General features: G+C 35.6%; 26 protein-coding genes. 6 read left to right on the top strand and 20 right to left on the bottom strand.

The annotated features are described in order from the left end of the window. Positions 1-10 precede the first annotated feature (10 nt). Together MKX31_RS06700 and MKX31_RS06695 are read right to left on the bottom strand one after the other, a co-directional pair. Positions 11-1036 carry an ABC transporter substrate-binding protein gene (locus MKX31_RS06700; protein WP_340980384.1) on the bottom strand — a complete coding sequence of 342 codons (1026 nt, stop codon included), beginning with the start codon at positions 1034-1036 and terminating at the stop codon, positions 11-13. Further along, complete coding sequence (locus MKX31_RS06695; protein WP_340980382.1) at positions 1014-2006, bottom strand: ABC transporter ATP-binding protein; 993 nt, start codon at positions 2004-2006, stop codon at positions 1014-1016. Before MKX31_RS06695 ends, MKX31_RS06700 begins: the two co-directional genes overlap by 23 nt. 162 nt (positions 2007-2168) lie before the next feature. On the opposite strand from MKX31_RS06695, the gene MKX31_RS06690 reads away from it, so the two are divergent. Continuing rightward, complete coding sequence (locus MKX31_RS06690; protein WP_340980380.1) at positions 2169-3062, top strand: LysR family transcriptional regulator; 894 nt, start codon at positions 2169-2171, stop codon at positions 3060-3062. A 40-nt stretch (positions 3063-3102) separates the two neighbouring features. On the opposite strand, the gene MKX31_RS06685 is transcribed toward MKX31_RS06690, so the two are convergent. Together MKX31_RS06685 and MKX31_RS06680 are read right to left on the bottom strand one after the other, a co-directional pair. Beyond that, positions 3103-3627, bottom strand: coding sequence for a DUF4398 domain-containing protein (locus tag MKX31_RS06685; protein WP_000736432.1), 525 nt, complete (start codon positions 3625-3627; stop codon positions 3103-3105). 126 nt (positions 3628-3753) lie between these two features. Continuing rightward, positions 3754-5022 carry an MFS transporter gene (locus MKX31_RS06680; protein WP_340980378.1) on the bottom strand — a complete coding sequence of 423 codons (1269 nt, stop codon included), beginning with the start codon at positions 5020-5022 and terminating at the stop codon, positions 3754-3756. Positions 5023-5140: 118 nt separating this feature from the next. Here MKX31_RS06680 and MKX31_RS06675 point away from each other — a divergent pair, with 118 nt between their 5' ends. The 5 genes from MKX31_RS06675 to MKX31_RS06655 all read left to right on the top strand — a co-directional run bounded on the left by MKX31_RS06675 (position 5141) and on the right by MKX31_RS06655 (position 8089). Further along, the gene (locus tag MKX31_RS06675) at positions 5141-6355 is read left to right on the top strand and encodes a helix-turn-helix transcriptional regulator (protein ID WP_340980377.1); all 1215 of its coding nucleotides are present in this window, start codon (positions 5141-5143) and stop codon (positions 6353-6355) included. A 66-nt stretch (positions 6356-6421) separates the two neighbouring features. Next, positions 6422-6601, top strand: a complete 180-nt coding sequence (locus MKX31_RS06670) for an H-type small acid-soluble spore protein (protein ID WP_001025744.1) — start codon at positions 6422-6424, stop codon at positions 6599-6601. A 185-nt stretch (positions 6602-6786) separates the two neighbouring features. Next, positions 6787-7122: an antibiotic biosynthesis monooxygenase family protein gene (locus tag MKX31_RS06665; RefSeq protein WP_340980376.1), complete on the top strand. Its 336-nt coding sequence runs from the start codon at positions 6787-6789 to the stop codon at positions 7120-7122. 2 nt (positions 7123-7124) lie between these two features. Further along, the gene (locus tag MKX31_RS06660) at positions 7125-7718 is read left to right on the top strand and encodes a dienelactone hydrolase family protein (RefSeq protein WP_098103339.1); all 594 of its coding nucleotides are present in this window, start codon (positions 7125-7127) and stop codon (positions 7716-7718) included. An 11-nt stretch (positions 7719-7729) separates the two neighbouring features. Next, positions 7730-8089, top strand: coding sequence for a hypothetical protein (locus tag MKX31_RS06655; protein ID WP_340981541.1), 360 nt, complete (start codon positions 7730-7732; stop codon positions 8087-8089). Positions 8090-8114: 25 nt separating this feature from the next. Here MKX31_RS06655 and MKX31_RS06650 read toward each other — a convergent pair whose 3' ends face one another. From MKX31_RS06650 to MKX31_RS06575, 16 genes are all read right to left on the bottom strand, one after another. After that, positions 8115-8285 carry a DUF3951 domain-containing protein gene (locus MKX31_RS06650; RefSeq protein WP_000602248.1) on the bottom strand — a complete coding sequence of 57 codons (171 nt, stop codon included), beginning with the start codon at positions 8283-8285 and terminating at the stop codon, positions 8115-8117. 62 nt (positions 8286-8347) lie between these two features. Continuing rightward, entirely contained in the window at positions 8348-8659 is a 312-nt protein-coding gene (locus tag MKX31_RS06645) for an AzlD domain-containing protein (protein WP_000425942.1), read from the bottom strand. Then, positions 8650-9375 (bottom strand): AzlC family ABC transporter permease, encoded by a 726-nt coding sequence (locus tag MKX31_RS06640; RefSeq protein WP_340980373.1) that lies wholly within the window; start codon positions 9373-9375, stop codon positions 8650-8652. Before MKX31_RS06640 ends, MKX31_RS06645 begins: the two co-directional genes overlap by 10 nt. Next, entirely contained in the window at positions 9368-10204 is an 837-nt protein-coding gene (locus MKX31_RS06635; protein ID WP_340980372.1) for a TrmB family transcriptional regulator, read from the bottom strand. The genes MKX31_RS06640 and MKX31_RS06635 overlap by 8 nt, the downstream gene beginning before the upstream one ends. 177 nt (positions 10205-10381) lie before the next feature. Beyond that, positions 10382-11680 (bottom strand): NtaA/DmoA family FMN-dependent monooxygenase, encoded by a 1299-nt coding sequence (locus tag MKX31_RS06630; RefSeq protein ID WP_340980371.1) that lies wholly within the window; start codon positions 11678-11680, stop codon positions 10382-10384. 167 nt (positions 11681-11847) lie between these two features. After that, positions 11848-12621, bottom strand: coding sequence for a flagellar basal-body rod protein FlgG (locus MKX31_RS06625; protein ID WP_340980370.1), 774 nt, complete (start codon positions 12619-12621; stop codon positions 11848-11850). Positions 12622-12663: 42 nt separating this feature from the next. Further along, positions 12664-13974 carry a flagellar biosynthesis protein FlhF gene (gene flhF / locus MKX31_RS06620; protein WP_340980369.1) on the bottom strand — a complete coding sequence of 437 codons (1311 nt, stop codon included), beginning with the start codon at positions 13972-13974 and terminating at the stop codon, positions 12664-12666. Positions 13975-13988: 14 nt separating this feature from the next. Next, entirely contained in the window at positions 13989-16055 is a 2067-nt protein-coding gene (flhA, locus tag MKX31_RS06615) for a flagellar biosynthesis protein FlhA (RefSeq protein ID WP_340980368.1), read from the bottom strand. Positions 16056-16079: 24 nt separating this feature from the next. Then, positions 16080-17126: a flagellar type III secretion system protein FlhB gene (gene flhB, locus MKX31_RS06610; RefSeq protein WP_001040116.1), complete on the bottom strand. Its 1047-nt coding sequence runs from the start codon at positions 17124-17126 to the stop codon at positions 16080-16082. Positions 17127-17136: 10 nt separating this feature from the next. Then, positions 17137-17898 carry a flagellar biosynthetic protein FliR gene (locus MKX31_RS06605; protein ID WP_227455507.1) on the bottom strand — a complete coding sequence of 254 codons (762 nt, stop codon included), beginning with the start codon at positions 17896-17898 and terminating at the stop codon, positions 17137-17139. A 15-nt stretch (positions 17899-17913) separates the two neighbouring features. Further along, complete coding sequence (locus tag MKX31_RS06600; RefSeq protein ID WP_001098085.1) at positions 17914-18189, bottom strand: flagellar biosynthetic protein FliQ; 276 nt, start codon at positions 18187-18189, stop codon at positions 17914-17916. 33 nt (positions 18190-18222) lie between these two features. Beyond that, on the bottom strand, positions 18223-18981 hold the full coding sequence (locus MKX31_RS06595) for a flagellar type III secretion system pore protein FliP (protein WP_001220586.1): 759 nt from the start codon (positions 18979-18981) through the stop codon (positions 18223-18225). After that, entirely contained in the window at positions 18978-19298 is a 321-nt protein-coding gene (locus MKX31_RS06590) for a hypothetical protein (protein ID WP_000121176.1), read from the bottom strand. Before MKX31_RS06590 ends, MKX31_RS06595 begins: the two co-directional genes overlap by 4 nt. A gap of 12 nt (positions 19299-19310) precedes the next feature. After that, the gene (gene fliN, locus MKX31_RS06585; protein WP_262741619.1) at positions 19311-19670 is read right to left on the bottom strand and encodes a flagellar motor switch protein FliN; all 360 of its coding nucleotides are present in this window, start codon (positions 19668-19670) and stop codon (positions 19311-19313) included. 10 nt (positions 19671-19680) lie between these two features. Continuing rightward, positions 19681-20667 (bottom strand): flagellar motor switch protein FliM, encoded by a 987-nt coding sequence (gene fliM / locus MKX31_RS06580; protein WP_098111822.1) that lies wholly within the window; start codon positions 20665-20667, stop codon positions 19681-19683. Between the two features lie 14 nt (positions 20668-20681). Continuing rightward, the gene (locus MKX31_RS06575; protein ID WP_000775712.1) at positions 20682-20906 is read right to left on the bottom strand and encodes a flagellar motor switch protein FliN; all 225 of its coding nucleotides are present in this window, start codon (positions 20904-20906) and stop codon (positions 20682-20684) included. Positions 20907-20967 lie beyond the last annotated feature (61 nt).

The raw sequence follows: 20967 nt of genomic DNA, 5'->3' as shown, positions 1-20967 counted from the left end.
AATCACCATCTTATTGAAATACTTTCTTAAATTGTTTTCCGATTTCATCTTGTTCTTTCTCAACTGTTTTCCAATCAATATTTAATACCGGAATCTCTTCTACATTCGGTCTATTTTCAGCTTTTATATCTGTTCTGCCTGGTAATAAGTACGCTTTAGCAACTTGTTTTTGCACATCATCTGATAATAAATAATCAATAAACTCTTTTGCACCTTCTACATTTTTACTATCCTTCATAATCCCTGCTGCACGTGGGCTAATAACTGTTCCGCTTTTTGGATAAACAATATCAATCGGTTCACCCTTTGCTTTTGCACTGTACGTCATATAATCAACACCAGCAATGACCATGTCTTTCGCACCTGTTACTACTGGATCTAACGCTTCTTGATTTGCCCCCGATACTGTAACTTCATTTTTCTTAAGCTGTTCAAATAAATTCCATCCATCTTTTCTATTCTTTTTCACATAACCTGTTACAAAGTCTAAAGCTGAACCTGATAGTGCTGGATCCGGAAGATTCACTTTTCCTTTCCATTCCCCTTTTGTTATATCGCTCCAATCTTCAGGCGCTGTCTTCACATTTTTTGTGTTATACACAATTCCTAATGCTGAAGCGCTATATCCAAAATAATATCCTTTATCATCCGACCATTCAGAACGAAGCTTATCAGCTTGTTTCGCTTCTTTATAAGCTAACGTTTGTCCATCCTTTTTTAATCCTTCCATCGCTGGTAATGATGCAAGTACGACTACATCAACGACTGGATTTTTCTTTTCAGCTTCCATTCTCGCTAAAATCTTACCTGTTGTTCCTTGAAACATTTCTACTTTTATACCTGTTTTCTTTTCAAAATCCTTTTGAATCTTTTCTGCTAATCCTTTTGGTCCTGCACTATATACAACAATTTTCTTTTCATTCGTAGTTTTACTTTTTGCATCTACATTGCCTGTCTTTGAACTACACCCTGTTACTACAGCCGAAAATAATAAAGTACATACAAATAAAGACTTAAGCGAACTGAATTTCTTCATACGATTCTCCCCCTATATGATGAATACATTTTTTTGGCACATATAACGATACTGGTTTACCGATGCTTAATTTACTATTGTGATAAACTGTCCATATTCCAAGTGCACCCATGTTTACTTTCATTTCATACCGTTCTCCTACATATGTACCGTGCTGAATTTCACCTGTATACATTTCGCACACTTCATTTTTCGTCCAGCTCACATGCTCTGGACGAATCATTTGTTTACCCTCTACAAGCCAATTTGCTTTACCAACAAATTTTGCAACAAATTCATGAGACGGCTTCACATAAATATCTTCTGGCGTTCCTTTTTGTAATACTTCTCCTTGTTTCATGACAATAATTTGATCTGACATTGACATAGCTTCCGTCTGATCGTGAGTGACATACAATGCCGTTAAACCAATAGAATGAACGATATCCATAAGCTCTAAGCGCATTTCTTCACGCAAAATTGCATCGAGTGCACTAAGCGGTTCATCAAACAAAATAAAATGAGGTTTTGTTACAATCGCTCTAGCAAATGCAACACGTTGCTGCTGTCCACCAGAAAGTTCGTGTGGATATCTTTTCTCCATACCTTGCAGACGAACTCGCTTTATCGCATCTTCTACCTTTTCTCGTAAGTGATTCGTTTGCTTTGTAGCCCTTAATCCAAATGCAACATTTTCAAATACAGTCATATGCGGCCATAAAGCAAAATCTTGAAATACCATACCGATATTACGTTCATGAGGAGATGTTTTTATTTTTTTCGCACCAGAATACATGCACTTATCTCCAAAATATATTTCACCTTTATCTGGCTCTTCAAGTCCTGCAATCATTCTAAGTAAAGTCGTTTTCCCGCATCCCGAAGGTCCTAAAAGTGTGGTGAATTCACCTTGTTTCATGACAATTTGTAACGGTTTTAACGCCTGCGTTTTTCCAAACTTCTTTTCTAATCCATGAATTTTAATATCCATCGTTTCACCTCTTTCCCCTCACTCTTAACCTGCTTTCATTCTATCTGGAAGATTTATACTGAATGTTAATGTACTGTAAAGATTAAATTAAAAAACTTCTAATAAACTATTTATTTCTATAGATTTTTTCTATAGTTAAAATAAAAAAGGCGGCAACTCATAATGAATCTCTTAAAATTAGAAATTGTAGTGCTTATTAAGAAATATAAAAAACTTACACTTGTTGCAGAAAAACTTGGTGTTAAACAACCTACTATTACATTCCATATAAAAAGCTTAGAAGAGGAACTCGGTGTACCTTTATTTGAATTACGATCCGGGAGATATTTCTTAACGGAGGCTGGTGAGGCATTGCATCATTATGCTTGTAAAATAGATGCACTTATGAAAGAAGCTAGGCGGGTCACGCAAGAGTTTAAAGATTTTCATAAAGGCGCTATAACAATTGGCGCTAGTTATGTACCAGCGACTTATCTTTTACCAGAAATTATTCACCAATTTCAATGCGAATTTCCAAATATAAAAATAACACTCATGGTAAAAACAGCTCCTGAAATTCGAACGATGCTACAAAATCATGAAATTGACCTCGGGGTAATTTCTGCAGCACCGTTTGATGAATCCCTTTTAAAACAGACAAATGTAATGCCTGATACACTTGTTCTTGCTTTCTCCAAAGAACATCATTTTTCAAAAAAAGATAATGTATCACTACAAGATATCGAAAAGGAACGTATATTATTGCATCGTAATCCATCTACAACGAGAGATTTACTTACAAAATGGACGTTAGCTCATAACATTACGTTCCAATCTGAAATTGAATTAGATTCATTAGAAACGATGAAACAAATTTTAAAATATGGTAATGGCATTGCTTTTATTTCTAAACTCGCTATCGAACAAGAAATACAACGAAATGAACTACGCTACATACCCATCCCTGGATTTGAATTTCAACGTAACATTTATACGATTCATCATGAGGACAGATGGAATTCTAAAATTATTTCTTTTTTACTACATAGCATCACTTCTTATGCCGCAAAAAATTAAAAGGCTGTCGTTATACACGACAGCCTTTCAAACTATAACTCTATTTATTTTTCTTCGCTTCAATTTTTGCTTGCGCCTCTTCAGCCTTATCTAATGCTTCTGAAACTTTCTTCTCTTTTTCTTTCACGTCATCTATACTATCGACCGCTTTAATCAGTTTATCAATTCCCTCTTCTTCTACCTTTCTCCGCTTTGCCACTCTTTCATTTACTTTCTTTTCCACATCTTTTGCTTTTTGAAGCATATTCTCTGCATTTGATGTTACAGCTGTTTCAAGTGCATCGTCTTTTTTCATTTGCAACACTTCATTTGCAATGTCTTTTGCTTCTAAATACTTACCATCTTTTAATGCTGTTGCTCCGTGATCCATTTTCTCGGCCATTTCTTTATATGATTTTGCTTCATTTCCTGACTTTTCTTTTTCCGCTTTTTCAAACCACATCGTTGCATCACTATATTTTTCATCTTTCAACGATTGCATACCTGTTTCTATATATGTGTCATAATTACTACATCCAGCCATTACGACTAACAGAAAAAGCATAACAAAACTTAATTTTTTCATGATGTTTTCTCCTTTTCTTTGCCTGCTCACTATACTGTAACATACATGAAAAAGAGTTTCAAAAACTAAAATACTAATTTGGTCATTTTTATAATGATAAGTCGAATTTTTATTATTTTCTTATTTTTAAGCCGACACACCTACTTGTTTTTTCCTTATATGTTGCTTTACTCCAACTAATACAACTAACAATAAACCTCCGCCTATCGTCATCATAACAATGCTAGTTGGCAACATATCTAATAATAATCCATATACAATCATACCGAGTGGTGCGATTGCAGTAGCAATTGTTTCAAGTAGGCCAAACACACGCCCTAAGTAGCTCGGATCTGTCGTTTTTTGCATATGTACTTGCATCGGAATATTTACAATCATAATTGCTATACCCGTTAACATCATAAAAGCAATATAGTAAATAAAACTTGCCCCTTTTGAAATGGTCACTACCAATGGGAAGACTGTACATAAACTTAAACCCGCAAACAAAAACAGCCCAGTATAAATAGAACGAAACGGATTATTCACTTCTTTACGCACCGATAAAGCAATCGCACCCATTAGCATCCCGACTGCTAACATTCCCTCTACGATACCGAGTTGCTTTGAAGATAAATGCAATGTATGGACGATAATGTATGGAAGTGCAACGGTTAGCCCACACGCAAAAAAGTTTACCCACAATGCTATTTTCATTAAACCATATATTTCATGCTGTCGTTTTACATATGAAAACCCTTCTTTTATACTCGTCAAGAAATCCTCTTTACTCTCAGCCACTTCTTTTTTATATAAATCAAATACAATAAATAATTGCAAAATAACTGCTAAAAAGAACGTAACACTATTTAACAAAAAAAACGACTTAATTGAAAAGAAACCAAATACAACTCCACCAATAATTGGCCCTAAAATATTTGATAAAGAAGCTGCCGTTTGATTTAAAGCACTCGCTTTTTGAATACGCCCCGCATCTACTAAATTAGGAATAGACGAAGTTAATGCAACAGAATAAAAACTTGCACAAATTGATAATAATGCTGCTGAAATATAGATAAAAAGAAGTGAAGGTCCAAATATAGTAGTAAGAATAAACATAATAAGCATCGTTACACTACTTAATAAATCCGTGCCAATGACAAGCCATTTTCGATTCACACGATCAGCTACAGCACCTGCAATCGGACCACAGATCATCCTTGGTAGTGATCCGCAAACGAGCGTAATAGCAAACCCCATCCCTGAACCAGTTGTCTTTAATACGTATAACCCCATTGCGAATGTATAAATACCTGCCCCTAATAAAGACGTCATCTTTCCAATCATCATCAAAATAATATTTCTCGTTGCAACTTTCATTCTTGTATCATGTTGTCCTATACTTATATCTCCCATAATGACTTTCTCCCCTTAAAAGTTAAATTGTGTTAAACTTATTATATAATCAACTTTCCAATTTTTACAACAAAAAGTTAAATACAATTTAACTTTTTAATGATAAAGGAGCAATAATATGGCAACTCTCGGCGAAAAAATTAAGGCATTACGAAAAGAAAAAAAACTTACACAAACAGAGCTGGCAGGTTCGGAACTGACAAAAAGTATGCTTAGTCAAATTGAAAACGGAAAAGCTACACCTTCCATGAAAACATTACAATATATTGCTGAAAAACTTGAATGTGAAACGAGCTTTTTATTAGAGGAAGACGATGATGAAATTGTAGAACTCATTACAAAAATGGAGCAACTCATAAAGGAAAATAAATGTGATGAAGTATATGTAACTCTACTACCGATTGTTCAAAAAGAGCTATCTTCTACTATAAATACGGCTCGTTTATATAAACAGTTCCTAACAGGAGCAGCTATTATGAACGATTATAATATTGAATCTTACGTTGAAACCGCTGTTTCTATATTTGAAAAATATACTTTATATCGAGAAAGCACTGAAACGAAACTACTGTTTTACTATATGCTCTACAAACGGAAAAAATATAAAGAATGTTTACAGTTGATTACCAAAATTCGCGATGAATATAAAACGAAGAATTTAGAAATGGATCTTATTACACATATACAATTATATTTAAAAGAAGCAATTATTTTACTCGCATATGGCAATTATGAAAAATGTGAAAAAGTCATTTTAGATGCACTTGCATTTTCAAAAAAACACCAAGTGTATTATAAAACAGATGAATTTTACCGTATTTTATCTTATCAAAAAATCATTACAACTGATAAAGAAAGATATTTATATTACATAAAAAAATCTGAGCAATTTGCCATTTTTACAGAAGATACTTTATCCGCTGCAAATATACATATATTAAAAGCTTATTACTACAATACCGTTACGAATGAATATACAATTGCATTAGAACATTTAGAACAATTCCGAGAAAAACTAAAAGATGTACCAATTTTTCAAGACGATGGACTGTATTATATTGAAAAAGGAAAATCTTTGTATGGCTTAAAACGTTATAAGGACGCTTTGGAAACATTAAAACATGCTACTATACCAGATTATATGAGTCATCCACTTGATCAATCGTGGTTATTAACGGCTGGATCTTATCGTGCTCTTTGCTATATAGAACTTCAAGATAAAACAGCTGCACTCAAAGAAGCAAAAGAAGCAGTTCAAGCGATAGATAGCTATCCTGATTCCATCTTCTCTTCATTTATTAAAGGAACATTACAAACAATACAAAAACTTTAAGAATGTCTCGAAATGGTATATTATTCCTCTTTTTTAGCAAAGATAATAATGATGGGAGGAATATAAATGAATATTCAACGTGCAAAAGAGCTTTCTGTGTCAGCGGAGCAAGCTAATGTCAGTTTTCAAGGCATGCCTGTTACGATTCAACACGTCGACGAAAGCAATGAAACCGCCCGCATATATGAAGTTAAAAACCCAGGACGCGAATTAACAGTTCCAGTTAATAGCTTAGAGGAAATATAAAAAATGCCACTTCGACTTTTGAAGTGGCATTTTTCATCCTTTAGATTACTTATTATAAATTTCTTCTATCTTCTATTTTACATGGGATGAAAAAATAAGAATTTTCTACTTCTTTTCTTTTTGTGACCTGCTAGAATACAAACTATGGATTAATTATTTGTACTATACATTAAGGGGGACAGACAATGAAATCTGATTTAGAAAAAAACAAACCTTATTATGCAGTTATATTCACTTCTAGTTTATCAAATGATACAACAGATTATAGTACCGTTGCCGAAAGAATGGAGGAACTTGCGAAACAGCAACCTGGATTTTTAGGTGTAGAAAGTGCACGAGATAATTCGGGCCTCGGCATTACAATTTCTTATTGGGAATCACTTGAAGCAATTGAAAATTGGAAAAAGAACGCCTTACATAAAGAAGCGAAAAAAAGAGGCCGTGAGCAATGGTATGAAAACTTCCACCTGCGTATTTGCCTTGTTGAGAAAGAATTTAAGTTTCATAGAGGTACATTGTAACGATGGAGAAAAAATTAGCTCTCGTTGCTGTTCATGAAATTTATGGTGTGAACGACCATATGCATCACGTTACCCACCACTTCACTTCATCTCATATAGATGTATTCTGTCCTAATCTTCTACAATCGCAACATGCATTTCATTATAGTGATGAAGAAAAAGCATATCAACATTTTGTAAATAATATTGGATTTGATGATGGAAAAGAACAAATTAAAGAATTCATCAATACTCTTTCAAGTAATTATTCACATATTGGACTTATCGGCTTTAGTGTTGGCGCTACCATCTCATGGCTATGCAGTAACAATCCGAAAATAGATTTTATTATCGGATGTTACGGTTCCCGTATACGTGACTATATTCATATAAAACCTACATGCGCTACCTTACTTATTTTCCCTGAAAAAGAAGTTAGTTTTTCAGTATCCTCTTTCATTCAAACATTGCAGCAACAAAAAAATCCTTTATTAGAAATAAAACAACTACACGGTGAACATAGTTTTTTAAATCCGTACACTGAAAAATATAGAGCGAACTCTACAAAGCAGGCATACAATGTAATAGATGCATTTCTTGCAAAAACAATCTTATAAAGGAAATCCAAATAACGCTTACATTACTCTTACTTCTTTTCATATTCATTGCCTTTTTCGCAGCGCTAACTATCATTTTTATAACTGTAAAAAAAGGGGAGTTTTTCAAACGCCCCCACTTACAATCTATTATCGTTTGCATTTTATTTTTTACAAATTGGATCTTATATTCAACAACTTTTTATACGTTACCTCCCGAGAAAGTTAGCGAATTCATATTCTTGCCCATTTGGTTTCTCCTTTGTATTTTAGGATTTATCGTTTTCTGGCGCGAATGGAGAAATAATCGTGTGTTCTCCATATGTATCTGTTTTCTTTCCGTTATTAGTTTTCTATTTGGGTTATTGTTGTTAGTTCTTTCGGGGATGTAATAGAAAAAGGAAGAAAAGCCAACTTTCAACTTTTCTTCCTTCTATGTTTACCTTTAGCTTTCACTGTCACTGATTCACAAGGTGTATAATATATTTGAGGTGTCGCCTTATCAACAAACATCATAAACGTGACGAAGCCGATAATAAATAAAATAAACAACGTTAACAAAATTGCTCCTATCGTTAAAAGTATCATAACACCACCCCTATATCTTTCATGTTATTACACCTTTCGCTATTATATGAGCGTAATCCTTTTTAGAAAAAGAAACGTAACAAAATAATCACAATCACTCCCGTTAATACTGTACCTAATAAACTACGAGTATATATCGCAACAAGAAATGTTGGGATTGCTGCGATAAGGTAATCCCACTGCATCGTCTCATGCATAAATAATACTTGTGCTAAAAGTGCTGCTAATATCGCAATTGGTATGTAATTTAACCATTTTAAACCCCAGTCTGGAATTTGTAGTTTGCTAAATACGAGTAGAGGTAAAATACGTGGCACGAGTGTGACAGCTCCAGCTGCTAGTAAAAGTAATAGTACGTCTAATCTCATTTCCATTTTTCAATCACAACTCCAATCGTCGCAGCTAGTAATGTTGCGATAATAACCGCTATACTATCTGGCATAAATAAGTGTGAAACGTATGCGATCATAATCGCTACAATTGCAACAGTAAGATGAATTGCTAGTTTCGGTTTACTACTTATGAGCTGAAGGACAAATAATCCGATAAACATTGCTGGTAATGCATAATCCATCCCGTACGTATGTGGATCTGGTATCCACTCACCAAACAGCCCGCCAATAATAGTAGCAAGAATCCAATTTAAATATGCTGTGACATTTAACCCCATCATCCACCTGTCACCTACATATCCTTTTTGCGCTGCATGCTGTACTGCCACGCCGAACGTTTCATCTGTAATTTGAGAACCGATAAATACGTTTTTTAATAGTGGAAGTTTCGTAAAGTATGGTGCAAGGGCAGCACTCATTAGAAGGTGGCGTAAATTAACAAAAAAGACGGTGAAAATGATTGCTGAAGCAGGAGCGCCAGCTGCATACATACCAGCTAATATAAATTGGGCAGAACCTGCATAAATTAAAGTGGACATAAACGCAATTTCAATGATTGAGAACCCTGCTGTTTTTGCAATTACACCAGCTGCTATACCGATACTTAAATAACCAAATACAGTTGGTAAACAATCTTTTACTCCTTGCTGAAATGTATCATCGCTCTGAAAAGCTACATGGGTCTGAGCTTTACTCATTCGTATCATCCTCCATTCCTTCCATCGTTCGTTTTCCTGTTACGACATGAACTAAATCTATATTTTCACGCCATAACGTATCTAACTTATCAGCTCCAAATTCCTTTGTGATTTCTTCAACCATAATATCGTGCCGCACATACTCTGTAGCAACGAGAACTAAAGCTGGGTCATACGTTGTAACGGCCCATGAAGTGCTATCATTTGAGAAGTTGGCAATTAATACTTCCTCTCCATCACGAGCAATAACGGTTAAATGACCACCCATTCTCTTTTCAACAACGTGGGGCGTCATATAATTATGGTGAAACGTCGCACCTATTTTTGTATTTGGAGCGTCAAATAAGATTGAAAATATATGTACACCTTCCTCTTCCTTTTGACGAATATATGGCTCAATTTCATGCACTTGATCTTCCCATACAGAAATCCATAACTCTTCCTTTGCCCTATTAATTATATTGCATATTTCTTTTACAACACGATCATTTGAGCGAATATGCGAAATTACATCTATTTGTCGCTCTTGTTCTAAACAATTTAATTTCTCATCTAAAAATTCAAAGGACTTCTCAAAGTCTTTTCGCATTCGATTCATTAATTCGGTAGCTGGTACCGGTACATATTTCACCGGTTCTGACGGAACGATATGCACCGCTCCTTTATCCATCAATTTACCGAGCACTTCATAAATCATAGAACGAGGTACTCCTGTCTGTTTGCTCACTTCATACCCAGTTACTGGAGAATGTTTTAATAGTCCAATATACGCTTTACATTCGTACTGGGAAAAACCTAACTTTTGTAATTCCTTTATAATTTCATCCATCAGTACCCCTCACAATCTATATAACTCTCATTTCAAAACGATGCATGTATGTTAGTAGTTATTAGTATACCTACTAATATAAAAAAACAGACCTATAAAGTCAATTGATAATTCTGAAATTTAATCTCAAAAATAAAAAGCCTTCTTATGAAAGGCTTTTTGTACGTAACACTCCTGTTATTTTAACTGCAATGTTTTTGAGGTATGTCCCTCTAAATGCTCCCGTAAAGTAGAACCTGTATACTCTTCCCTAAATACACCGGCCTTCACAAATAAAGGAATGACCCTACTTAAGAATAGATCCACTGACTTTGGAGGTCCTCCTGGAATAGCAATAAATCCATCTAACGCTCCTGCCTCAAACCTATCCATAATTTGCTTCGCAACGTCTTGCGCTGTACCAACCGCGACCCAATGAGCGGAGCCAACAACTTCTGGTCGTTCTAGTATTTGTTCAAGGGTTGGTTCATTTTTAATGATGAAGTTCCGTAATAATTCGGCATGTGTTTTACTGCGAACAGTTTGATCCCGACTTGGCAGCATCTCTTCCGTAATCTTACTTTCTAGTGGAATCCCTCTAGCGTTTAATCCGAGCACCATTTCAAGTAACGCATATCTCTTCTCTTTTGTAAGATGTTGATGAGCTAACCTATGCATTTCTAATGCTTCTTCATATGTATCTCCTATAAAGAAATATAATCCAGGCAATACACGTATATCATCTTGCTTTCGGCCATGCTGCTTTGCTCTTCTTCTTAAATCTTGACGCAGTTCCATCCCTGACTCTACATCTGGCGTTGCAGCAAAAATTGCATCCGCAACAGAAGCAGCAAAATTCCGTCCTGACTCTGAAGCACCAGCTTGAAATAATGGCATTTCCCCTGAAATATGCTGCGGAATATTAAGTGGACCTTTCACCTTAAAGTATTCACCATTATGCTCAATAGGCTTTACCATTTCTCTAATAACATCAGGATTATCTACTTTCAATACTTCATTCGGGTGACTCCCCCAAAGTTTTCTTACTAACGCTGTACATTCTGCCGCTTTGGCGTATCGTTCCTCAGATGATGACATTCCTTCCTCACCAAAGTTTTCAGCGCCGTCAATGGATGTAACAATATTCCACCCTACTCGGCCTTTACTAATCCAGTTCAAAGATTGTAATTGCCTCGCTAATATATATGGTGGGTAAAACGAAGTTGACGCAGTCGTAACGACTCCAATTTTTTCTGTTGCATAAGCAATAGCAGTAAACAGTAATGTCGGATCTAAAATGACATTCCCTTTATTACGAGCAATTAAATCCGGGTGCGCCACTAAATAATCTGCTTTAAAAACAAAATCTAACTTAGCCTGTTCTGCCTGTTTCGCTAACTCTACTTGTTCATCAATTCCTGAATCAAATATACAGTCTTCTTCTTTCTTTCTCGAAATTAAACATAACCCAATGCAAAGTTGTTTTTTTGTAGACATATACACACCATCCCCTTATTTTTAATTCATCTAGTTAAATAAATGTTGCTATCATTATAAAATTCTATTCTTATACAAATAGATAAAGTGATAATGATTATCAATATTATTTTATGGGGTAACTGTAATAAAAGCAATAAAAAAAGACTCCCGCTAACGGAAGTCTCCTATCTCAATATTTCATTCGCTTCTTTTTCATAAATTTTATCAAATGAAGTCATAACGCGTTGTGACGCTGAAATCATTTTTTGATCCGTCATAAGATCAGCCATCTCTTTCGTCATATCTACATTTGAATTTTCTAGCATATGATTTTTTATTGTCCCTACCCCGTTCGGTAAATCAGCAATGTTTCCTTCTGCTAGAGTAAAGCTTTTGTTCTCTCTTTGTACGAGACGATTATTCGCTTCTGCACCTACTGTTTTTGTTTGCAGGCGAGCAATATTATTTTGCGTCACCGCATCATATAACGTACCGTCTGCTTGTACAGCTACCTTTGCTCCTTCTGGAATACGAATACGTTCATTATTCTCACCCATTACAAAAGCACCTGAAGTTGTTTGCAGATAACGATCACTATTTACTGTAAAACTACCGTCTCTTGTTAAAAACGTTTCATTATTTTTAGATGTAACGAAAAACGAAGCTGCGCCAGACGTACCGTCATCTAAAAAGAAATCTGTAGCACTATTTGTCATTTGTATATTTCCTTGTACTAAGTTCACATGCGTTGCGGCTGGTACTACAGCGTAATCGACCGAACCGATATTTGTCACAGCTCCATCACCACGGCGATATGTGTCTTGTACATCAAATACTTTAGAAGTCATATTTTCTGCTTTAAATCCTGTCGTTTGAGCATTTGCAACGTTATTCGAATGAACATTAATGCGCTGCATATAATTCATCATACCCATAGAACCTATATAAAGACCGTTCATACTCGTTTGAATAAGGCAGTTGCCTTATCCTTCACCTCTTTTCTACGATGTTTGTAACATTTGTTTCGCTAAATGTTCAGCTGTAGCGATATGTATATGTTGTTTCACGTCTTGTCCGTCTGTCATTAATACAATTGGAGCTGATGATACTGCTGGAATTTTCAACAATTCACCACTACTTGCTGTTTCATCAAATTTCGTAAATACGATACCATCAATATGAATATCTTTAAAATTCGTAATGATTTCAATCATATCTTTACTTTTCATCGAAGCTGATAACGTTAAGCAAATATAATCTGGCTCTACTTGTCCCATCGTTTCAATCATTTCTTCCACTGTTTCCGACGCACGATAATTTTTTCCGGCTGTATCAATTAAAATATAATCGACGCGCGCTTCTTCTTTAAAATACGTAAGCGCCCTTGTCATTGCAGCTTCATCACGTACAGCGATTACTTCAAATCCCATTGTTTTTACGTAATCTTGCAGTTGCTGTACTGTTCCAATGCGCGAATGATCTGTCGTAATAAAACCGACCGTTTTTTTCTTACCGTGAAACTGCCATGCCATTTTCGCAAGTGTCGTCGTTTTTCCAACTCCAGTTGGACCAATTAACGCTATTGTTTGCACTTCTTTTTCAAAAACGTTTTCCGTGTTGAAATGAGATCTCATATCTTCCAATATGTATCCGATCACTTCTTCTTCTGTAATCATCGTCGCATTCTCAAACTTTACTTTTAACTTTTCAGCATATGCATGAATGAAGTATTGCTCTACATCGTTTTGTTCTAGCATCCGAATTACCTTTTGAATAATAAACGGTACAGATTCTTGCTTTTCTTTTTTTACAACAATTTCTTCTTTCTTGACCGGAACGACTTTTTTCACAGCATTTTGCTTTTTCGTTACTTTCGTTTCTTCTGTCTGTTTTACAACGACGATACCTTTTTCAAACAACTTTAATAGTTTCTCTTTCTTTCTTCCCCATTCTTCACTATTTCCTGTTTGCATCGCCGCGTATGACATAGAAGTCGTCACGTTTTCTAAATTGTGCAGTACCGATTGAATTCCGTTCGCCTTCACAATTTGTTCTGAAGGATCATTTACAACATCCATTAATTGTTCATGAAATTGAGCTGTGCCTTCATTCACTTCTTCCTGTTTATCCTCTGGAAAAGCAACTAACATTTCATAATTCTTTTTCCAAAAAAACGGGATGTTTCGTTTTACACTTTCATCGACAACGTAATAATAATCTGTACCATATTGGTCAAATAACTTTCGATACAATTCATTTTTCGAAGCTGCTTTTATTCGCATTAACGCTTCTTTCTTTTCTGTACTTTCCATTACTTCACCCCCTACTATTCAATATAGGCAATTTGATCTACAACAATTTCTGGTGCTAATTCGCTAATACAAAGTACTTGCGCTTCTACTTGATAACGCTCAAGAAGTCTTACAATCGCAAATCTGAAATCTTTTCTACGCGTTAATAACACTGGTTCTCTTCCCATTAAACGAGCTTGTTTAAATACGCGTTGTACTTGCTCAACTACTCGCGATTCTAAATCTAAATCCCAGTTTAATAAATAACCTTGATAGGAATTGTTCACAACATCCGCATCTAACTCGATTGAATCTGAGAAGAGCGCCGCATATATTTTACCGTCAGGATTTTTTGCATTTTCACAAATCACTTTTGAAATACATTCACGGACGAATGACGTTACACCGTCTACATGATTTTGATAAATTTCTTTTCCGTCAATAATACCTTCAATAATAGTTGGTAAATCACGAATAGAAATACCCTCTTTTAGCAATTGTTTAATAACATTTTGAACGAGTGATAAGTCGATTTCTTTCTTCTTAATCTCTTCTAATAAAACGCCGTTATCATTTTCAAGCGAGTTAATTAAGTCTTTTACATGTTGACGCTGAATTAACTCATGAAGATTACGTCTAACGACAACATCTAAATGTGTAATTAATATGCTCAGTGGCTCTAATACTTGATAGCCTTTCATTTGTGCATCTTGTACCATATGCTCTAAAATCCAATATCCATCTTCACCGAAAATTGGATCTTTCGCTGGTTCTGCATCTAAATCGGCCATTACATTCGGTGTTTTCAGTGCTAATAAATAACCTGATTTTAAAACACCTTCAGCTGCCTTCGCACCTTTAATACGAATAATGTAACGTCCGCGTGGTCTAAAACTCGTATTATCTTTAAAGTTAATGCCAGGAACGTTAATACCAAGGTCGGTAATAATCGACTTCCTCATTAAAACAACTTTATCACGAGCTGTTTCCCCGTTAATTTTCTGCTTTACAAGGGCTGCTAAATCTAAACCGAGCTCTACAATAATTGGATATTTATCTGTAAATACTCCGAATGAATCTTCCACTTGTTGCAGTTGCTCATCTTCGCCTTGAATCATTTCTAATTCTTTTTGAAGCTCGTCTTCTTTTTCTTTCTTTATTCGGTTTTTATTACGAATTCCTAAGAAGATAATTGTTCCACCAACGAGTGCGAATGGTAGAAATGGTAGCGGAGTAAAAATACCCATTGCTATAAATAAACCACCAAGCGCATATACAACGACTTCATGTGCTAATAACTCTTTAAAGATTCCTTCTGTTACTGTATCCGCTGAACCGTCAAATACACGCGTTACGATAATACCTGTTGAAATCGCAAGCATTAACGAACCGATTTGGTTTACAATTCCGTCACCGACAGTTAACTGTGTATAGTGAATAGCTGCTTCAGCAAAGCTCATTCCTTGCTGCATTATGCCGACAATTAAACCGAAAATAATGTTTACGAATAAAATGACAATCCCGAAAATAACGTCCCCTTTAATGAACTTCCCAGCGCCATCCATCGCCCCGTAAAACTCTGTTTCCATATTTAACTTTTTTCGTTTTGCCTGTGCATCTTTTTCAGTAATAATACGCTGGTTTAAATCCGCATCGATTGACATTTGTTTCCCCGGTAAAGAATCAAGTGTAAAACGAGCTGCAACTTCAGCAGTACGAGACGCACCGTTTGCAACGATAAACTGGAATATGATTAATACTATGAAAATAACGATACCAATTAATAAGTTCCCGCCAATTACAAACTGACCGAACTCTTCAATAACATGCCCCGCATTTCCGTCTGTCAAAATCGCTCGCGTCGTCGATACGTTAATCGATACGCGGAAAATCCCGATTAATAACAGCATCGTCGGAAATGACTTTAATTCATCCCACTCGTTAATACTTGTTGCTCGCATATAAATAAGCACTGACATACTTAGTAAAAAAACGATAACGATATCAAGTATAAATGGTGGAAGTGGAATTAAGAGCGCCACTACGAATGACGCTGCTAAAAAGATAGAAAAATAGGTTCTTGCAGAATCTATCTTAAACACAAGAGATCTCCTCCAACCGCGCTATTATACTTCAAGTTCATTCGTTTGAATTAAATAGCGCATAACTTCAATTACAGCTACGTATAAATCTTCTGGAATCGTCTCATCTTCCTCGACTTGATAATATAAAGAACGAGCAAGCGGACGGTTTTCCACCATTGGTATTTCTTGTTCACGGGCAAGCGTTCGTATATATAATGCGAGCTCATCTTCCCCTTTTGCAACGACAATTGGCGCTGCATCAACCTGTTTATTGTACCGAAGTACGACCGAAATATGAGTCGGGTTGTTTACAATAAACGTTGCACCATCCATCTTCTTCGCAATTGTTCCTTGCAGGATCGCATGCATAAAGTTTTTTCGTTTCCCCTTTACTTGCGGGTCCCCTTCATTATCTTTATGCTCTTGTTTTACTTCTTCTTTTTTCATCTTAATATCTTGTTCGTACTCCCATTTTTGATAAATAAAATCAATAATAGAAAGAACGATTAATATAATTAAAATAGCTAAAAAGATAAATTTAATTTGCCTAATAATTTCAGTAAGTGACGCAGTCCAGTTAAATCCAATCATACTAACGATTTTCTCTAAATTCTTTTTAAAGAGAACGTAAGCGACGTAACCGATTAATCCCATATAAAACAGTGATTTCAAGATATCTACTAAACTTTTACGACTAAACAATCTTGTAAAATAGTTTTTCGGGTTAATACGTGACGCTTTCGGCTTAATGACTTTAGAAGAAAATAAGAAACCGACTTGAATCATATAATTAAATAAATGAAAAGCATATACGAGTATTAATATTGGAGCTGATACTTTTAATAATAAAATACCCATTAAATAAAAATACTCGGTCGAATCTGTATTTTTTCCAATTTGATCAAACAGCACCGCTACAGAATTTGCAATCTCATAACCGAGCCAATCCCCGAAAAAGTAAACGACAACTGCTAATACAAGTATAGAAAATAAATTATTTAAATCTTTACTCCGGGCAATATTCCCTTCTTCACGCGATTTTTTACGCTTCTGCGGGGTGGCCTTTTCTGTTTTATTATCCTTTGCCATACGCGTCCCCCTACTTCGTTAAGAAAAAGTTAAATAGTGTCGTATACTCTTCCAGTAATACATCTGTCATATTTTTAAACACATAACCGAGCATCGGTACACTCATCGCAATAAATAAAATACCACACGTAATTTTAATCACATACGCATTCATAAAAACGTTTAATTGCGGTGCATTTTTTGCGATTAAAATTAAAACAAAGTTAATGATGAACAAACTTCCCATGAGCGGAAGAGCAATTTCAACCGCTGATGTTATCGCAAATAATAACGTTGCGAGTAGACTATCTAGAAAACTAGTCGTCAGCAATTTTGAAATCGCCTCTGTATATTGAAACGACTTTAAAATCGTGGCAACGAAATAATTAATGCCGCCAAGTGAAATAAAAATAATGAGGAAAAATATATCAAAAATGGTTGATAGTAAAGTAGACTGTGAGCCTGCATTTACATCAAACAAACTCGCCTGTGATAAACCGATATCAAAGTCTAAAATATGCCCTGCCATTTTTGGAATATTCCACAGCATTTCTACAATTTTTGAAAGCGATAATCCAATTACAATTTGCGTACCTGCATAAGCTGCCACGTCCCAAGTTGTCTTTATGTGAGAGACATCAACTTGATCGGCCACTGTAATGGAAAGAGCAAGTCCAACTGTAACCTTCGCCATTGCTGGAATGGATCGACCTGAGAAAAACGGTAAAAAATATAAAAATGAAGTAATGCGGCAAAACGCAAAAAACGTCGCCGCCCATAATTCCATATTCATTTCAGTTCACCTATCTTAGTACGAACGCAATAGCGATGGAATTTTATCAAATAAATCTAAAATAAGCGTCGTTAACTCTTGAAACATCCACGGACCTAAAATGATAATAACGAGTACAATACTCGCCATTTTCGGTAAAAACGTCAGCGTTTGCTCTTGAATTTGCATCATCGCCATAATGACGGCGATGATAATAACGACAATCATACTTACGCCGGCAACCGGCATTAAAATCATAACCCCTTTATAAAAAAAGGTTTGAAAAATATCTATAATTGGTGACGTATTCATTTATATGACTCCTATCACATAGCATCAAACGCTTCAGGCGACTGTTTTAAACATAATGTCGACGATTTTTGTATATCCACCTAAATATACGAAAACGAGTATTTTAAACGGTAAACTTAAAATCATCGGCGGTACCATCATCATCCCGAGGTACATTAACAGTGTACTAATAATCAAATCTATAAATACAAACGCTAAATAAATGAACATCCCCGTCAACAATCCCTTTTGAATTTGCGTTAACGTAAAGGATGGTACGAGCGTAAATAATGAAAGATCTTTCAAATCTTTCGGCAACTCTTCTCCGCGCACTTTCAGCATCATTTTTAAATCATGCTTATACGTATGCTTTGACATATACTCTTTCATAATCGGAGCGGTCGTCTCCGCAGCTTGACTTACAGTTATTTTCTCTTTCGTCATCGGATCCCACACATCGCTCTTTAACTGCCCAAGTACAGGCTGCATCGTAAAGAGTGATAAAAATAATGCAAGTCCAACAAGTACTTGGTTTGGTGGTAAATTCATTACCCCAAGTCCTTGACGTGTAATCCCAAGAACGATCATAAAATAAGTAAAATGTGTAAATAATAGAACGATAGATGAAGATAATGATAAAAGGGTAACGAGTGCAAATAGTTGTACGCTTGAATTACTCGTAAACTCTTTTCCATTTTCGAAATTAATAAAACCGTTTTGGGCTGCATACGCTGGATTTACAAAAATAATTGAAAAAACGATAGAAAATACGAAAATAACGGCTAATAATGATAACTGTTTCTTTATTCTCATGATGGATCCTCTACTTTTTTCGTTTCACTCTTCACCGCGTCTTCTAGCGCTTGTTGAAACTGATTTCCTGTTCCTGTTAATTGCACAGATTGCACACCGTTATTACTAATAACAGTGAACACTTGCTTGCCGTCCACTTCAAATAAAAAGGCGCTCGTTTGATGATTTAAATACACGCCGTCTTTTACTTGAATATGGCCATTCTCACCTTGTTTAAAAAACTGCTGCTTGCGCGTCTTTTTCGTCATATAATATGCACCGTAGCCGAGCGCACCAAACAGTAAAACGACTTGAAATAAGGTCGTCATATACGACATATGACTCCTCCTCTACTCTTTATCTTGCATTTGACTTTGCGCTTTCATAAGCGCAGCTTGCTTCTTGTCAGCTTCAATTTCAGAAATAATAATACCGAACTTCTCGTCCATTACGATCGCTTCCCCAATGCCAACTTTCATATTACTTAAATACACATCTACTTTATGTCCTAAGTTTTTTTCTACTTCAAGGACATCGCCCACTTTTAATTGCTTCACATCACCAAGCGTAATAGATGACTTCCCAAGCTTTACACCAAGTTCAATCGAAATGTCTGAAACAGTATCAATATGTGCTTTACTTGTTTCATTTCGCTTTCCTGCAAAATCTTCTAATCCCATTAATGATACAGGAGATATTTCATGCTTCATATGGATCCTCCTACTCTACAAAACTTTTAAATAAGAGCGCCTTACGCGTTCCATCTTTTCCAATAAAACAATTAAATTTATGCTTTCCATCAACATAACCAAGTAATTCATCCGAAACTTTCGTATGAAGCGGAATAATATCGCCTTCTTCAATTTGTTCAATGTCACCCATTGTCATTTTTTGCTCGCCAATTGCAACGTGAACAGGTTTATACACTTGATTTACTTTCACTTCCACTTCAGACGTATACTTTTTACGCTTATCCGAAGAATGTTCGACAATATTTTCAGACGTTAACTTATCCATAATTTCTTCAACAGATAAGAACGGAATACCAATACGCACCGTCGTATTCCAAAAATCTGTTTTCATATTTACGTTCAGTAATGAAATGATATCACTTGCTGTCGTAATCTTTAATGCATTCGGATCTGTCTCCGTCGTTACAAATTTCGGTTCAATCGCCACAACACTTTCAAATGATTGCTCTAAGTTTTTACAAAGAAGCGAGAATATATTATCAAGCGTTAAAAACTCAAACGCAGTTAGTGGTCTGCGCATCGTAAAGTTACGCTTACTATCTCCGCCAAGCCAACATTCATGAATATAAATAACGAACGCTAAATCAATCTCAATAACAATTTCTCCAAGCTCTGGGAGGCCAAGATCAATAACGCAATATAAATAATAATCTTTCGGCATTTTCTCCACATACTCACTCGTAAATGGAACTTGTTCAACCGTTGAAGGCTCTAACTCAATCGGAATACGCATACGCGCTGCCAACGTCTGTGACGTCTGTTTTCCAAACGTAGAAGCAATTGCTTGCAAGCTACGTAAATGCTCAACACCGAACTTCTCCGGTCTATTAAAATCATACTCTTGAAATTTCTCTTGCTTCCCTGCTTCTTGTGCGAAAGCTGGCATTTCCTCGCCTTCATTTACCGCCTTCAGCAGGGCATCAATTTGCTCTTGGCTTAATTTTTCGCCACTCATGACAATCCCCTTCCCTACCTTTTCAATTCAACGATTTCAACGTACATCTTCCCGTTTTTCGTCAAAATCTTTCCGGTTCCAATCTCTTCATTCTCAAGCATAAGACGCACCGTATTTTTCGTTGAATTTTCAAGACGATACAATGTACCTTTCGTAATATGAAGCAAATCTTCAATTTTCTTTTTCGTATTTCCGATTTCAAAATAAATTGTTAACGGAATATCATCTTGTAATTTCAAATCTAGCCAACTCCCATATCATGTTCACGAAAATTTCATGTTCTCTCTATATATGAAATTT

This window comes from Bacillus sp. FSL M8-0063, from assembly GCF_038005545.1.
Classification (GTDB): domain Bacteria; phylum Bacillota; class Bacilli; order Bacillales; family Bacillaceae_G; genus Bacillus_A; species Bacillus_A wiedmannii.
This window is presented reverse-complemented; position numbering and strand designations above follow the sequence as displayed.

Coding starts and splice junctions, on each gene's coding strand:
- MKX31_RS06650 (WP_000602248.1), bottom strand. CDS start 8,285: ATGATACTTTTAACGATAGGAGCAATTTTGTTAACGTTGTTTATTTTA.
- MKX31_RS06640 (WP_340980373.1), bottom strand. CDS start 9,375: ATGAGTAAAGCTCAGACCCATGTAGCTTTTCAGAGCGATGATACATTT.
- MKX31_RS06635 (WP_340980372.1), bottom strand. CDS start 10,204: ATGGATGAAATTATAAAGGAATTACAAAAGTTAGGTTTTTCCCAGTAC.
- MKX31_RS06665 (WP_340980376.1), top strand. CDS start 6,787: ATGAAATCTGATTTAGAAAAAAACAAACCTTATTATGCAGTTATATTC.
- flhF (WP_340980369.1), bottom strand. CDS start 13,974: ATGGAAAGTACAGAAAAGAAAGAAGCGTTAATGCGAATAAAAGCAGCT.
- MKX31_RS06700 (WP_340980384.1), bottom strand. CDS start 1,036: ATGAAGAAATTCAGTTCGCTTAAGTCTTTATTTGTATGTACTTTATTA.
- MKX31_RS06600 (WP_001098085.1), bottom strand. CDS start 18,189: ATGAATACGTCACCAATTATAGATATTTTTCAAACCTTTTTTTATAAA.
- fliN (WP_262741619.1), bottom strand. CDS start 19,670: ATGAAGCATGAAATATCTCCTGTATCATTAATGGGATTAGAAGATTTT.
- fliM (WP_098111822.1), bottom strand. CDS start 20,667: ATGAGTGGCGAAAAATTAAGCCAAGAGCAAATTGATGCCCTGCTGAAG.
- MKX31_RS06625 (WP_340980370.1), bottom strand. CDS start 12,621: ATGAACGGTCTTTATATAGGTTCTATGGGTATGATGAATTATATGCAG.
- MKX31_RS06660 (WP_098103339.1), top strand. CDS start 7,125: ATGGAGAAAAAATTAGCTCTCGTTGCTGTTCATGAAATTTATGGTGTG.
- flhB (WP_001040116.1), bottom strand. CDS start 17,126: ATGGCAAAGGATAATAAAACAGAAAAGGCCACCCCGCAGAAGCGTAAA.
- MKX31_RS06690 (WP_340980380.1), top strand. CDS start 2,169: ATGAATCTCTTAAAATTAGAAATTGTAGTGCTTATTAAGAAATATAAA.
- MKX31_RS06680 (WP_340980378.1), bottom strand. CDS start 5,022: ATGGGAGATATAAGTATAGGACAACATGATACAAGAATGAAAGTTGCA.
- MKX31_RS06595 (WP_001220586.1), bottom strand. CDS start 18,981: ATGAGAATAAAGAAACAGTTATCATTATTAGCCGTTATTTTCGTATTT.
- MKX31_RS06645 (WP_000425942.1), bottom strand. CDS start 8,659: ATGGAAATGAGATTAGACGTACTATTACTTTTACTAGCAGCTGGAGCT.
- MKX31_RS06590 (WP_000121176.1), bottom strand. CDS start 19,298: ATGTCGTATATGACGACCTTATTTCAAGTCGTTTTACTGTTTGGTGCG.
- MKX31_RS06675 (WP_340980377.1), top strand. CDS start 5,141: ATGGCAACTCTCGGCGAAAAAATTAAGGCATTACGAAAAGAAAAAAAA.
- MKX31_RS06685 (WP_000736432.1), bottom strand. CDS start 3,627: ATGAAAAAATTAAGTTTTGTTATGCTTTTTCTGTTAGTCGTAATGGCT.
- MKX31_RS06695 (WP_340980382.1), bottom strand. CDS start 2,006: ATGGATATTAAAATTCATGGATTAGAAAAGAAGTTTGGAAAAACGCAG.
- MKX31_RS06630 (WP_340980371.1), bottom strand. CDS start 11,680: ATGTCTACAAAAAAACAACTTTGCATTGGGTTATGTTTAATTTCGAGA.
- MKX31_RS06605 (WP_227455507.1), bottom strand. CDS start 17,898: ATGAATATGGAATTATGGGCGGCGACGTTTTTTGCGTTTTGCCGCATT.
- MKX31_RS06670 (WP_001025744.1), top strand. CDS start 6,422: ATGAATATTCAACGTGCAAAAGAGCTTTCTGTGTCAGCGGAGCAAGCT.